This window comes from Streptomyces sp. NPDC057854 (assembly GCF_042797055.1).
Lineage (GTDB): Bacteria > Actinomycetota > Actinomycetes > Streptomycetales > Streptomycetaceae > Streptomyces.
The window spans coordinates 1-13,481 of the sequence record NZ_JBHVMF010000017.1 but is presented as its reverse complement, the minus strand read 5'-3'; the positions used below and the strand labels follow the sequence as shown (position 1 = coordinate 13,481).

The following is a 13,481-nucleotide window of genomic DNA, read 5'->3' as shown; positions in this document are numbered from 1 at the left end:
AAAACCCCGGGCGCCCCCGTTCGGACGCCCACGAGTCCGTGAGCCCCCCTCCCGCCTCACACCGCCACGGCTTCCTCCATCTCCTCCTCGTTCGCCGCCTCGGCTTCCTTCGCGGCGTCGGCGGCCGGGGCCCGGTCGGCCCGGTCCGTCCCGGCCGGCGGGGTCGCGGCGGCGGCCAGGGCGTTCCGGCGGGCCTCGGTGCGGCCGGCCAGGGTGACGAGGACGGCTCCGGCGAGGAGCCAGAGGGCGAGGACGAGGACGTTGCCGCCGAGGGCGTGCCCGTCGAAGTAGACGTGGCCGCGGATGCCCTCGACGAGCCCGGCGCCGTTCCAGAAGGCGTGCAGGGACCCGAAGAAGCCGGGCTGCAGTTCGGGCCGGTAGATGCCGCCGGAGCTCGTGAAGTTGAGCATGACGAAGAGGACCATCACGCCGAGCGTGGTCCAGCGGCGGAGGTAGGTGTGCAGGCCGACGCCGATGAGGAGGATGCCGGCGGCGTAGAGCCAGGAGAGGGCCCAGACGCCGGCGAGGCCGTGGTCGACGAGGTGGAAGACGGGGCCGGCGAAGAGGGTGCCGATGAGGCTGACGACGAGGGAGGTGCCGGCGGCGAGGAGGGCGCGCAGGCGCATGGGGAGGGCGGCTCCGGCGGCGCCGATGACGGCGACGGAGGCGTAGGCGCCGATGCTGACGGCGACGAGGAGGAAGAAGATCCCCTGGCCGGTGGGGTCGCCGGAGGCGGTGGGGGCGAGGTCGGTGACCTTGAGGGGGGCGTCCTGCTCGGCGGCGACCTTGGTGAAGACCTTCTCGACGGCCATGGCGCTGGTGTCGGAGGAGGCGGAGGCGACGAGGAGTTCGGGGTGGTCGCCGGGGATGTAGGCGCCGTAGCTGTCCTGCTCGCGGAGGGCGGTCGCGGCGGCCGCCCGGTCGGGGACGGTACGGACGTCGAGGGCGCCGGCGCCCTTGTCGTGGAGGGTCTGCGCGAGGACCTGGGCGGAGGGCCCGGAGCCGACGACGTCGACGCGGAGGTCGTGCGGCTGGGGGGCGTGGAACGCGCCGAGGTAGGCGAGGCCCATGCCGACGCACATGAGGAGGGGGGTGAGGAGGTGCCCGAGGACGTGCCGCAGGGCGCCGGCGGTGGAGTGGGGTCCTGTGGACACCGTGACCTCCGATGCATTGGTTGGCTTTTACAACTAAGAACCGTTGTACTATACAACTGAAAACCCGCACCGGGCGAGCTCGACAAGGGAGCCCACATGTCCGACCCCGGCACCGAGGCACCGCGCGAGGCGTCCGTGGACGTCATCCAGCGCGAGCTGACGGCCTTCGCGCGCCGGGCCCGCGCCGCCGCGGCCCGGGTCCACCCGGAGATCCCGCTCGTCTCGTACACGCTGCTCGCGCACATCGAGGACCGGCGCGGCTGCCGCGCCACCGACCTCGCGGCGCACTACCTGCTGGACAAGTCGACGGTCAGCCGCCAGCTGGCCGGACTGGAGAAGATGGGCCTGGTGGAGCGCCGGCCCGCTCCCGACGACCACCGGGTGCAGGTGCTGCACCCGACGGAGGCCGGCCTCGCGGTCCTCGCGACCGCCCAGGCCAACCGTCTCGCCGCCTACCAGGAGCGGCTGAAGGACTGGTCGGGCGAGGACCTGGCCCGCTTCGCCGCCTACCTGCTCCGCTACAACGCCGCCGGACCCGACGACACCCCGCCCCCGGCGTCCCCGGCGACCCCTCGCTGACCCCCGCCGCCCGGGGCCGTCCCACCCCGCCCCGGGCGGCCACGACGCCCCGGACCGTCAGAGCCCCGCGTCGCGGGCCAGCAGCGCCGCCTGGACGCGGTTGTCGCACTGGAGCTTGGCGAGGATCCTGCTGACGTACGTCTTCACCGTGCCCTCGCTCATGTGCAGCCGGCGGCCCGCGTCGGCGTTGGACAGCCCCTCGCCGAGGAGCGCCAGCACCTCCCGTTCCTTCTCGCCGAGCGCGGCGACCCGCCCCCGCGCCTCTTCGGCGCGGGCCGTCTCGCGGCCGGAGGCCAGCCGCTCGACGACGTGCCGGGTGGCCGCGGGCGAGAGGTAGGCGTCGCCGACGGCGGTGGCCCGTACCGCGCCGATCAGTTCGGCGGGGGCGGTGTCCTTCAGCAGGAAGCCCGCGCTGCCGTGCTCCAGCGCCCGCAGCACGTTCTCCCGTTCGCCGAAGGTGGTCAGGACGATCACCCGCGCCCCCGGCGCGGCCCTGCGCAGCTCGGGGAGGGCGGACAGTCCGTCGAGGACCGGCATCTGGATGTCGAGCAGCACGACGTCGGCGGCGTGCGCGCGGGCCGCGTCGACGGCCTCGCGCCCGTTCGCGGCCTCGGCGACCACCTGGATGTCCGGATCGGAGTTGAGGATCATCCGGATCCCCGCTCTGATCAGCGGCTCGTCGTCGGCCACCACGACCTTCACGGCCCGCCCGGGCCGTCCCGTCCGCCCTGACAGCACTACGCCTCCCCCATGCCTACGGTACGGGCCCGCCGTGACGCTACAGCCGTACCACGTACGCCTTCTTCTCGATCAGCTTGCCGTCCTTGAAGCAGAACCGGAAAACGGGCTCCGTGTCGAACGAGTCGCTCGTCTCCGTGGAGAGGAAGGCGAGGCAGGCGGCGCCCTTGGGCTCGGGCGGCGTTCCGTCGCCCGTGGCGGCCATGTTCGCGAGGGAGTCGCCGTCGGGCAGCATCGCCCGGACGTCCTTCTCCGCCATGCCGACGTCGATCGACTCGTACTTCGCGGGATCGACCATCGCGTCCTGGACCGATCCGACGAAGTAGTAGAGGCCGAAGCCGGCGGCGACGACGAGGGCGACGAGCGCCGCGAAGGCGATGCCGCAGCCGATCGCGATCGAACCCCCCGTGCTGCGGGGCTTCCCTCCGTGCAGTGCCATCGCCAACTCCCGTTCCGTGAAGCTCCAGTCGGGCTCTCCGACCAGTACGGACCGAGCTTCCTGGCTGAAGGGCTTCGTCGACTGCTGCCGGAAGTCGTCGTCCGCATCGACCAAAGGCACTGCTTCACCGGCCGGGGCCGAGCCGTACGGCAGCATTCCGGCGACCCGGAAGCCGCCGCCGTCGGCGGGCCCGGCGTGGAACATGCCGCCGACGAGCCGGGCCCGTTCCTCCAGTCCCGCCAGCCCCTGGCCGCCGCTGACGACCCCCTGCGCGGGCCCGGCCGGCGGCTCCTCGTTGAAGATCTCGATGACGAACGTGTCGGGCTCGTAGCGCAGTTCGACGCTGATGGCGGCGCCCGGCGCGTACTTGTAGGCGTTGGTGAGCGCTTCCTGCGCCATGCGGTACGCCGCGTGCCCGGCGGCCGGCTCCAGGGGCCGCTCGTCCCCGACCCGCCGCAGGGTGACGCGGGCCCCGGCGGCGCGCGCGGAGTGCACGAGCCCCGCGATCCCGGCGAGCCCCCGCGCGGCCTTCCCGCTCTCGTCGCCGGCGCCCGCGGGGCCGGTGTCGGGGTCGGCGGCCTCGGTGCCGTCGCGGAGTATGCCGACGACCTCCCGGAGTTCGTGCATGGCGGTCACGGACGCCTCCCGGAGCACGCCGACGGCCTCGCGCTGCCGCCCGGTCAGCTCGCGGTCGACCTCCAGCGCGCCGGTGTGGACGGCGATCAGGGCGAGCTGGTGGCCGAGGCTGTCGTGCATGTCCTGGGCGATGCGCTGCCGCTCCCGCAGCCGCGCGTTCCGCCCGATCATGGCCCGCTCCCGTACCAGCTGCTCGTTGCGTTCCTGGAGGGCGTGCAGCAGGGTGCGGCGCTGGGCCCAGTAGCGGTGGGCGAGACCGGGGGCGAGGGTGGTGGCCAGGTAGTAGAGGGTCGCCATGAAGGCGACGGTGAGCATCCGCTGGTGGTCCCAGGAGACGAGCAGGGTGGTGACGACGTTGAGGACGTACGCGGCGATGAACGCGTTCAGCGCCCGGCCCACCCCCGTGACGTGCCCGCCGGCGGACCAGCCGAGGACCAGCAGCAGCGCACCGAACCCGGGGACGACCGGGGCGAGCGCGGCGGTGACGACGAGCACGGTGGCCGGGAACCGGCGGCGCAGCAGGCACAGCACGACCGTCCCGGCGGCGACTCCGGCGAGCTGCCCTCCCTCGCCGCCGAGCAGTTCCTCGGTCCCGGCGGCGAGCAGCGCGACGACGGCGGTGAGGGCCGTTTCGCCGACCGTCCTGCGCCGCGACCACTCCCCCGCGGGCACGAGCCACCGCCACGCGGCGGCCACCCGCGCCCCGACCCCCGTCGTTCTCACCGTCGTCGCTTCCACGCTCGCACCCTAGGCAGCGCCGGCCGCCCGGCACGTCCCTCTTTCGTCGCGACCCGCAACGACGAAAGACGAAGCCGAAGTCGAAGTCGAAGACGAAGCGAAGAGCGCAGGGGCGAAGCCGAAGGCGAGGAAGGAGAGAAGACGGGGAGTGGGAAGCGTCACACGTCCGAACAACGCGGAAGCCCCGTAGGTCTGGGACCTACGGGGCTTCCGTCTGGTGCGCGAGGGGGGAGTTGAACCCCCACGCCCTTTCGGGCACTGGAACCTGAATCCAGCGCGTCTGCCTATTCCGCCACCCGCGCATTGGGTGGTCTCCCGGTCTCTCACCTTTCGGTGGGAGCGCCTGGCGACATCTGAAGATTAGCACGTCGCGGACGGTGGATTCACATCCGTTGTTTCGACCCCCCACCGGCAGAACAGAGGAGAGGGAGACGAAGAGGGACCCGGGCGGAGAGAGGGGGAGGGGGCGAGGGTGCACGAGGACGAGCCGCAGGACGACGGGCAGCCCCACCGCCCCCTCCGAAGCCCCGCCCGCAACACCGCCCCCGAACACCACGCGGAACACCCCACGCACCCCCACGCGGAACACCCGCGGGGCACCACCCGGAACACCGCCCCGCAACCCTCCCCGGCCACCCCCCGGAGTCGCTCCGCACCCCGCTGGGGAGAAGAGGGGAGAAGAAGGAGAGAAGGGACACAGGGGAGAGAGGGGAGAGATGAGGAGGGACAGGGGAGAAGCGGGAGGTTGCGGGGCCGTCGGAGCCTCCGGCGCGCTGACTCGCGTACTCCGCCCCTCCTGTCGGACAGCCGCGTGCGGGACACTGTCCACAGGCCCCCTCTACGATCCCTGGGGGGAGGGCCTGTGAGAGGTGACACTCGTCCACAGGGCAGAGAAGGGGAACCAGCCGATTTCCCGACGCGTGGATACGATCAGTAAGCAGTACCAGGACGGCAACGACGGAGGAGGTGCCCCATGGGAGTCCTGAAGCGTTTCGAGCAGCGTCTCGAAGGTCTGGTCAACGGCACCTTCGCCAAGGTGTTCAAGTCCGAGGTCCAGCCGGTCGAGATCGCCGGCGCGCTCCAGCGCGAGTGCGACAACAACGCGCAGATCTGGAACCGCGAGCGGACCGTCGTCCCCAACGACTTCATCGTGGAGCTCAGCGCGCCCGACTACGAGCGCCTGAGCCCCTACTCGGGCCAGCTGGGCGACGAGCTCGCCGGCCTGGTCCGCGACTATGCCAAGCAGCAGCGGTACACCTTCATGGGCCCGATCAAGGTGCACCTGGAGAAGGCCGACGACCTCGACACCGGCCTGTACCGGGTGCGCAGCCGTACGCTCGCGTCGAGCACGTCGCAGCCGCAGCCGCCCGGCGGCCACCCGCAGCACCACCAGCCCCAGGGCCACGGCGGCGGCTACGGTTACCCGCAGGGCCCGCAGGGCGGAGTCCCGCCGATGCCGTCCACGCCGCCGCCCGTCGGCGCGGGTCAGCGGCAGGCCGGCGGCGGCCGTCCGCCGGCAGCCGGCGGCGCCCAGGTGCGCCGCTGGATCGAGATCAACGGCAACCGCCACCAGATCTCCCGCCCGACCCTGGTCCTCGGCCGCAGCACCGACGCGGACGTGAGGATCGACGATCCCGGCGTGTCCCGCCGGCACTGCGAGATCCGGACCGGAACGCCCTCGACGATCCAGGATCTCGGATCCACCAACGGCATCGTGGTGGACGGGCAGCACACCACCCGCGCTACGCTCCGCGACGGCTCGCGGATCGTCGTGGGCAGCACCACCATCGTTTACCGGCAAGCCGAAGGGTGAAGCGGGGGCAATGTCAGAGCTGACCCTGACGGTCATGCGGCTGGGTTTCCTGGCCGTTCTGTGGCTGTTCGTCATCGTGGCCGTCCAGGTCATCCGCAGCGACCTGTTCGGTACGCGGGTGACCCAGCGAGGTTCCCGCCGCCAGGAGGCGCGCCCGCAGCAGGGCGGCCGCCAGGCCGCCGCGCCGCCGCAGCAGCGCGCGCAGCAGCCGCAGCCGGCCGGCGGCGGCCGGTCGCGCCGCGGCGCCCCGACCAAGCTGGTCGTCTCCGAGGGCACCCTCACCGGCACGACCGTCGCCCTCCAGGGCCAGACGATCACGCTGGGCCGGGCGCACGACTCGACGATCGTGCTGGACGACGACTACGCGTCCAGCCGGCACGCCCGGATCTACCCGGACCGGGACGGCCAGTGGATCGTCGAGGACCTCGGGTCCACGAACGGCACGTACCTGGACCGGACCCGCCTCACCACCGCAACGCCGATCCCGCTGGGGGCGCCGATCCGCATCGGCAAGACCGTCATCGAGCTGCGGAAGTAGTACGACAATGAGCGAGCTGACCGGAGCGACCGGAGGGTGGGCAGTGTGGGTCGAGACCGGCTCTACCCCGATGCAGCGGCGACAGGGCAGGTGGGCATGAGTCTCTCCCTGCGATTCGCCGCGGGCTCGCACAAGGGCATGATCCGCGAGGGCAACGAGGACTCCGGCTACGCCGGTCCCCGGCTGCTCGCGATCGCCGACGGCATGGGCGGCCAGGCCGCCGGCGAGGTCGCCTCCTCCGAGGTGATCTCGACGCTCGTCACCCTCGACGACGACATCCCCGGCTCCGACATCCTCACCTCGCTCGGCACGGCGGTGCAGCGCGCCAACGACCAGCTCCGGATGATGGTCGAGGAGGACCCGCAGCTGGAGGGCATGGGCACCACGCTCACCGCCCTGCTGTGGACCGGTCAGCGCCTCGGCCTCGTGCACGTCGGCGACTCGCGCGCCTACCTGCTGCGCGACGGCGTCCTCACCCAGATCACCCAGGACCACACCTGGGTCCAGCGGCTCGTCGACGAGGGCCGGATCACCGAGGAAGAGGCCACCACCCACCCGCAGCGGTCGCTCCTCATGCGCGCGCTCGGCAGCGGCGACCACGTCGAGCCCGACCTCTCCATCCGCGAGGTCCGCGCCGGCGACCGGTACCTGATCTGCTCCGACGGCCTGTCCGGCGTGGTGTCCCACCAGACGCTGGAGGACACCCTCGCCAGCTACCAGGGCCCGCAGGAGACCGTGCAGGAGCTGATCCAGCTCGCGCTGCGCGGCGGCGGCCCCGACAACATCACGGTGATCGTCGCCGACGTCCTCGACGTCGACGGCGGCGACACCCTCGCCGGCCACCTCAGCGACACCCCCGTCGTCGTCGGCGCGGTCGCCGAGAACCAGACGCAGTTGAACGACGGCGGCGCCATGCAGACCCCGGCCGGCCGCGCCTCCGGCCTCGGCCGCCCCGCGCACCACCAGCCGCCCGCGGGCGGCTTCGGCCCGCCCGGCAGCGGCGACGACCACGGCTACGGCGCCGTGCCGCCGCACGGCGCCTTCGACGCGTACACCGACGACGACTTCGTGAAGCCGCGGAAGAAGCGGCGCTGGATCGGGCGCACCCTGATCCTCGTCCTCGCGCTCGGCGTCCTCGCCGGCGGCGCGTACGGCGGCTGGCGCTGGACCCAGACCCAGTACTTCGTGGGCTCCAACGCCGAACACGTGGCGCTGTACCGCGGCATCAGCCAGGACCTCGCCTGGGTGAAGCTCTCGGAGGTCGAGAAGGACCACCCCGAGATCGAACTCAAGTACCTTCCCGCCTACCAGCGGAAGCAGGTCGAGGACACCATCGCCGGCGGCAGCCTCGCCAAGGCCCAGACGAAGATCTCCGAGCTGGCCGTGCAGGCGTCCGCCTGCAAGAAGACCGAAGAGCGCCGCCTGGCCAAGGAGAAGGCCGGCAAGGAGAAGGCCGCCGAGGCCGCCGAGAAGCCGGCCGACGGCGACGGCGCGGACGCCAAGCCCGAAACCAAGCCCACCGCAGCCGCTCCGACCCCGGGTCCCACCCTCACTCCGGAGGAGCAGAAGCTGGCCTCGAACTGCGGCAAGCAGTAAGCACCCGTAGGGGGCCTGTCACCACCATGAGCGTTGTCACCAACACGACCACCATCGGCGCGATCGAGGCGCCGAGCCGCCGCAACACCGAGCTGGCGCTCCTCGGCTTCGCCGTCGCCATCCCGGTGTTCGCGTACCTCAACGTGGGCCTCGCACTGGACGGCGAGGTCCCGTCCGGCATGCTCGGGTACGGCCTCGGCCTGGCCCTCCTCGCGACCGTCGCGCACCTCGTCGTCCGCAAGTGGGCCCCGTACGCCGACCCGCTGCTGCTCCCGCTGGCGACCCTGCTCAACGGCATGGGCCTGGTGCTGATCTGGCGACTGGACCAGTCGCCGCGGCTGATCGCGACGTCGATGCGGCGGTACGGCTCCTTCAGCCCCGACGCACCCAGTCAGATGATGTACTCGGCGATCGGCATCGCCATGTTCGTGGGCGTGCTGCTGCTGCTCAAGGACCACCGGGTCCTGCAGCGCTACACGTACATCTCCATGGTGGCGGCGCTCGTCCTCCTGCTGCTGCCGCTCGTTCCGGGCCTCGGCACCGACAGCTTCGGCGCCAAGATCTGGATCCGCATCGGCGGCTTCTCGATCCAGCCCGGTGAGTTCGCCAAGCTCGTCCTCGCCGTGTTCTTCTCCGGCTACCTGATGGTGAAGCGGGACGCGCTGGCTCTGGCCAGCCGCCGCTTCATGGGGCTCTATCTGCCGCGCGGCCGTGACCTCGGCCCGATCCTGACGATCTGGGCGGTCAGCCTCCTCATCCTGGTCTTCGAGAACGACCTCGGCACCTCGCTGCTGTTCTTCGGCATGTTCGTGATCATGCTGTACGTGGCGACCGAGCGGACCAGCTGGATCGTCATGGGTCTGCTCATGGCCGTCGCCGGCGCGGTGGCCGTCGGTTCCACGGCCACGCACGTGCAGTCGCGTGTGGCGGCCTGGCTCGACCCGTTCGGCTGTCTGGAGACGGCCACCGACCAGAACATGCTGAACGCCTGCGACCAGATGACCCAGGTGCTCATGTCGTTCGGCTCCGGCGGCATCCTCGGGACCGGCCTCGGCCAGGGCAACTCGGACCTCATCGGCTTCGCCGCCAACTCCGACTTCATCTTCGCCACCGTCGGCGAGGAGCTCGGCCTGGCCGGCGTCATGGTCTTCCTGCTGGTCTACGGCCTCATCATCGAGCGCGGCATCCGGACCTCCCTCGCCGCCCGCGACCCGTTCGGCAAGCTGCTCGCGATGGGCCTCTCCGGCGCCTTCGCGCTCCAGATCTTCGTCGTCGCCGGCGGTGTGATGGGCCTGATCCCGCTCACCGGCATGACGATGCCGTTCCTGGCGTACGGCGGTTCGTCCGTGATCGCCAACTGGGCCCTCATCGGCATCCTGATCCGGATCAGCGACACCGCGCGCCGCCCCGCGCCCGCTCCCGCCCCGAACCCCGACGCCGAGATGACCCAGGTGGTCCGTCCGTGAACAAGCCGCTGCGCCGGGTCGCGATCTTCTGCGGCCTGCTCGTCCTCGCCCTGCTCCTGCGCGACAACTGGGTCCAGTTCGTCCGTGCCGACGAGCTCAACGCGCACCCCAAGAACACCCGCGTCCGCATCGAGCGGTACGCGAACGAGCGCGGCAACATCATCGTCGACGGGAAGCCCATCACCGGCTCCGTCGACTCCGGCGGCAACTACTACAAGTACAAGCGGACCTATGTGGACGGCCCCATGTGGGCCCCGGTCACCGGGTACGCCTCGCAGGTGTACGACGCCAACTTCATCGAGAAGATCGAGGACGGCATCCTCACCGGCAACGACGACCGGCTCTTCTTCGACCGCACCCTCGCCATGTTCACCGGCGAGAAGAAGAAGGGCGGCGACGTCGTCCTCACCCTCAACGGCGCCGCTCAGAAGGCCGCCTTCGAGGGTCTGGGGAACAACACCGGCGCGGTGGTCGCGATCGAGCCGTCGACCGGGAAGATTCTCGCGCTGGCGTCCACCCCGTCGTACGACCCCTCCAAGATCGCCGGCAGCGACGACGAGAAGGCGTGGGTGTCGCTGACCGAGTCCAAGGCCAAGCCCATGCAGAACCGCGCCCTGCGCGAGATCTACCCCCCGGGCTCGGTCTTCAAGGTCGTGACCGCCGCCGCCGCGCTGGAGGCCGGCAAGGTCACGGACATCAACGCGGCGACGGACACCCCGGAGGGCTGGAAGATCCCGCTCTCCACGATCCCGATGAAGAACCACGCCTCGGGCTGCGCCAACGCCAGCCTGAACCGGGCCCTGGAGATCTCCTGCAACTCGGTCTTCGCCAAGCTCGGTGACGACGTCGGCGTCGACAAGATGAACGAGATGGCGGAGAAGTTCGGCTTCAACGCCGAGCAGTTCGTCCCGGTCCGCTCCTCGGCCTCCGTCTACGACAAGAAGGCCGACCGCGGCGGCAACGCGCTCTCCTCCATCGGCCAGTTCAACACCGCGACCACCCCCCTCCAGATGGCGATGGTCACGGCGGCGATCGCCAACGACGGCAAGCTCATGAAGCCGTACATGATCGACCAGCTGCGCGCGCCGAACCTGGACGTCATCAAGCAGAACGAGCCGGAGCAGATGAGCCAGCCGGTCTCCCCGGAGAACGCGCAGAAGCTCCAGCAGATGATGGAGAGCGTCGTCTCCAACGGCACCGGCGGCCGGGCCGACCTGAACATGGACGGCGTGAAGGTCGGCGGCAAGACCGGTACCGCGCAGCACGGCGAGAAGAACGCCAAGCGGCCGTACGCCTGGTTCATCTCGTACGCCAAGACCGACCAGGGCTCCCCCGTCGCCGTCGCCGTGATCGTCGAGGACGCCGCGGGCGTCGGCCGTGAGGACATCAGCGGTGGCGGTCTGGCCGCGCCGATCGCGAAGGCGGTCATGAAGGCGGTTCTGAAGAGCCGCGGCTGATCTTGCAAAGGGCCGGTGCCCGCCAGGTACCGGTCAGGTATCAGCTGCCCCACGCGGGCGGTACGGCTCTTCGGGGCCGGTAGCGTATGCGCGGACAGCACACACCGCCGGACCACCCATGGGTGCGGTCGGGACAGACGGAGAGGGCTGGATTAGCTATGGAAGAGCCGCGTCGCCTCGGCGGCCGGTACGAGCTGGGCTCGGTGCTCGGCCGCGGTGGCATGGCCGAGGTGTACCTCGCCCAGGACACCCGGCTCGGCCGCACCGTCGCCGTGAAGACGCTGCGGGCCGACCTCGCCCGTGACCCGTCCTTCCAGGCCCGGTTCCGCCGTGAGGCACAGTCCGCCGCCTCCCTGAACCACCCGGCGATCGTCGCGGTCTACGACACCGGCGAGGACTACGTCGACGGGGTGTCCATCCCGTACATCGTGATGGAGTACGTCGACGGCTCGACCCTCCGCGAGCTGCTGCACTCCGGCCGCAAGCTGCTGCCCGAGCGCACCCTGGAGATGACCGTCGGCATCCTCCAGGCCCTGGAGTACTCGCACCGCGCCGGCATCGTGCACCGCGACATCAAGCCCGCGAACGTGATGCTGACCCGCACCGGCCAGGTCAAGGTCATGGACTTCGGCATCGCGCGCGCCATGGGCGACGCGGGCATGACCATGACGCAGACCGCCGCGGTCATCGGCACCGCCCAGTACCTCTCCCCGGAGCAGGCCAAGGGCGAGCAGGTCGACGCCCGCTCCGACCTGTACTCCACCGGCTGCCTGCTGTACGAACTGCTCACCGTCCGGCCGCCGTTCATCGGCGACTCGCCCGTGGCCGTCGCGTACCAGCACGTCCGCGAGGAGCCGCAGCCGCCGAGCAACTTCGACCCCGAGATCACGCCCGAGATGGACGCCATCGTCCTGAAGGCGCTGGTCAAGGACCCCGACTACCGCTACCAGTCCGCCGACGAGATGCGCGCGGACATCGAGGCGTGCCTCGACGGGCAGCCGGTGGCGGCCGCCGCCGCGATGGGCATGGCGGCCCCGGCGTACAACGGCTACGGCTACCCGCCGGAGGACCAGCCGACGACGGCGCTGCGCCAGGCCGACCCGGTGGGCCAGACCTCGATGATGCCGCCGGTCCCGCCGGACGGCGGGGGCTACGGCGGGTACGACGGCTACGACGACCGCCCGGACCGCCGCCGCGGCGGCCAGAAGAAGTCGAACGCCTCGACGATCCTGCTGGCGCTCTGCGGTGTCCTGGTCCTGGTCGGCGCGATCTTCATCGCCCAGTACCTGCTGAACACCGACGACACCCCGCAGCAGACGACGGTGCCGCAGCTCGTCGGCCAGAAGCTGGACGACGCCCAGCGGGCCGCCACCAACGCCCAGGTGAAGGTGGTCGAGGCGGGCAGCGAGCGCTGCGACCAGCCCACCGGGGCGATCTGCCGGCAGAACCCGGCCGCGGACGGCTCCAGCAAGATGGAGGTCAACGCCTCGATCCAGGTGTGGGTCTCCGAGGGCGCGCCGCTCGTGGAGGTCCCGGACGTCCAGGAGCAGTCGCTGGAGCGGGCCCGGGAGACCCTGGAGGGCAAGGGCTTCAAGGTCAAGGTCGAGGAGGAGGAGTCCGACGAGGACCCCGGCACGGTGCTGCGGCAGAACCCGCAGAACGGCACCAAGGCCGAGAAGAACTCCGAGGTCACCCTCACCGTCGCCAAGCAGAAGCTGACGCAGCTGCCGGACGTCCGCAACCGCGACATCAGCCTGGCGCTCCAGCAGCTGAACGGGCTCGGCTTCAGCAACGTGAAGCAGGAGGAGGTCGACAACGACCAGCCCAAGGGCACGGTCGTGGACCAGTCCCCCGGCGGCCCCAGCAACCAGCCGCTCGACGTGCAGATCACCCTGAAGGTCTCCAAGGGCCCGGCCGTCCAGCAGATCACGATCCCCGGCGACATCGTCGGCAAGACGCTCAAGGAGGTCCGGGACAACCTCCAGGGCCAGGGCGTCGCGGTCACCGTGGTCGGCGTCGACAAGGACGACGCCCAGGTGCGCCAGTCGCTCCCGACTCCGGGCTCGCAGGTCAAGCAGGGCGACACGGTCACCCTGGTCACCGTCGAAGCGGGCGGCGGCAACCCCGGCGGGGGCAACCCCGGCGGCGGCAACAACGGCGGCGGCGGCGACCAGCAGCAGCCCGGCGACCAGCAGGGCGACGGCAACAACGGGGAGATCGGCGGCTGGTTCGACTAGGGCGTTTCCTTCGGATCATCTGATCGTTGGTTGATGTGTGTCGTTGACTGATGCCCAGTGGGCGAGGATCGAGCCGTTGCTGCCGGACCG

The 13,481-nt window shown here is 71.1% G+C and carries 10 protein-coding genes and 1 tRNA gene; 7 read left to right on the top strand and 4 right to left on the bottom strand.

Translation table 11 applies throughout. From position 1 onward, the window contains the following. Positions 1 to 56: 56 nt before the first annotated feature. Complete coding sequence (locus tag ACFVQZ_RS23620; protein ID WP_030493728.1) at positions 57 to 1,154, bottom strand: hypothetical protein; 1,098 nt, start codon at positions 1,152 to 1,154, stop codon at positions 57 to 59. 96 nt (positions 1,155 to 1,250) lie between these two features. On the opposite strand from ACFVQZ_RS23620, the gene ACFVQZ_RS23615 reads away from it, so the two are divergent. After that, positions 1,251 to 1,733 (top strand): MarR family winged helix-turn-helix transcriptional regulator, encoded by a 483-nt coding sequence (locus tag ACFVQZ_RS23615; protein WP_383625704.1) that lies wholly within the window; start codon positions 1,251 to 1,253, stop codon positions 1,731 to 1,733. A gap of 57 nt (positions 1,734 to 1,790) precedes the next feature. On the opposite strand, the gene ACFVQZ_RS23610 is transcribed toward ACFVQZ_RS23615, so the two are convergent. The 3 genes from ACFVQZ_RS23610 to ACFVQZ_RS23600 all read right to left on the bottom strand — a co-directional run bounded on the left by ACFVQZ_RS23610 (position 1,791) and on the right by ACFVQZ_RS23600 (position 4,586). Further along, entirely contained in the window at positions 1,791 to 2,471 is a 681-nt protein-coding gene (locus ACFVQZ_RS23610) for a response regulator (RefSeq protein WP_383625701.1), read from the bottom strand. 40 nt (positions 2,472 to 2,511) lie between these two features. After that, complete coding sequence (locus ACFVQZ_RS23605; RefSeq protein WP_383625697.1) at positions 2,512 to 4,284, bottom strand: sensor histidine kinase; 1,773 nt, start codon at positions 4,282 to 4,284, stop codon at positions 2,512 to 2,514. Between the two features lie 215 nt (positions 4,285 to 4,499). Then, positions 4,500 to 4,586: transfer RNA gene (locus tag ACFVQZ_RS23600), tRNA-Leu, on the bottom strand. Between the two features lie 671 nt (positions 4,587 to 5,257). Here ACFVQZ_RS23600 and ACFVQZ_RS23595 point away from each other — a divergent pair. The 6 genes from ACFVQZ_RS23595 to pknB all read left to right on the top strand — a co-directional run bounded on the left by ACFVQZ_RS23595 (position 5,258) and on the right by pknB (position 13,391). After that, positions 5,258 to 6,097 carry an FHA domain-containing protein gene (locus ACFVQZ_RS23595; protein ID WP_030493732.1) on the top strand — a complete coding sequence of 280 codons (840 nt, stop codon included), beginning with the start codon at positions 5,258 to 5,260 and terminating at the stop codon, positions 6,095 to 6,097. A 10-nt stretch (positions 6,098 to 6,107) separates the two neighbouring features. Further along, entirely contained in the window at positions 6,108 to 6,635 is a 528-nt protein-coding gene (locus ACFVQZ_RS23590; protein ID WP_030493733.1) for an FHA domain-containing protein, read from the top strand. A gap of 96 nt (positions 6,636 to 6,731) precedes the next feature. Then, positions 6,732 to 8,231, top strand: coding sequence for a Stp1/IreP family PP2C-type Ser/Thr phosphatase (locus ACFVQZ_RS23585; RefSeq protein WP_383625693.1), 1,500 nt, complete (start codon positions 6,732 to 6,734; stop codon positions 8,229 to 8,231). 26 nt (positions 8,232 to 8,257) lie between these two features. Beyond that, on the top strand, positions 8,258 to 9,697 hold the full coding sequence (locus tag ACFVQZ_RS23580) for an FtsW/RodA/SpoVE family cell cycle protein (protein ID WP_030493735.1): 1,440 nt from the start codon (positions 8,258 to 8,260) through the stop codon (positions 9,695 to 9,697). After that, positions 9,694 to 11,154 carry a penicillin-binding transpeptidase domain-containing protein gene (locus ACFVQZ_RS23575; RefSeq protein WP_030493736.1) on the top strand — a complete coding sequence of 487 codons (1,461 nt, stop codon included), beginning with the start codon at positions 9,694 to 9,696 and terminating at the stop codon, positions 11,152 to 11,154. The genes ACFVQZ_RS23580 and ACFVQZ_RS23575 overlap by 4 nt, the downstream gene beginning before the upstream one ends. 158 nt (positions 11,155 to 11,312) lie before the next feature. Beyond that, on the top strand, positions 11,313 to 13,391 hold the full coding sequence (pknB, locus tag ACFVQZ_RS23570; RefSeq protein WP_081958961.1) for a Stk1 family PASTA domain-containing Ser/Thr kinase: 2,079 nt from the start codon (positions 11,313 to 11,315) through the stop codon (positions 13,389 to 13,391). The last annotated feature ends 90 nt before the right edge of the window (positions 13,392 to 13,481 follow it).

Bases quoted from the DNA above. Each gene is read 5' to 3' on its own strand.
- ACFVQZ_RS23615 (WP_383625704.1), top strand. From the start codon at position 1,251: ATGTCCGACCCCGGCACCGAGGCACCGCGCGAGGCGTCCGTGGACGTC.
- ACFVQZ_RS23595 (WP_030493732.1), top strand. From the start codon at position 5,258: ATGGGAGTCCTGAAGCGTTTCGAGCAGCGTCTCGAAGGTCTGGTCAAC.
- ACFVQZ_RS23590 (WP_030493733.1), top strand. From the start codon at position 6,108: ATGTCAGAGCTGACCCTGACGGTCATGCGGCTGGGTTTCCTGGCCGTT.
- ACFVQZ_RS23585 (WP_383625693.1), top strand. From the start codon at position 6,732: ATGAGTCTCTCCCTGCGATTCGCCGCGGGCTCGCACAAGGGCATGATC.
- ACFVQZ_RS23580 (WP_030493735.1), top strand. From the start codon at position 8,258: ATGAGCGTTGTCACCAACACGACCACCATCGGCGCGATCGAGGCGCCG.
- pknB (WP_081958961.1), top strand. From the start codon at position 11,313: ATGGAAGAGCCGCGTCGCCTCGGCGGCCGGTACGAGCTGGGCTCGGTG.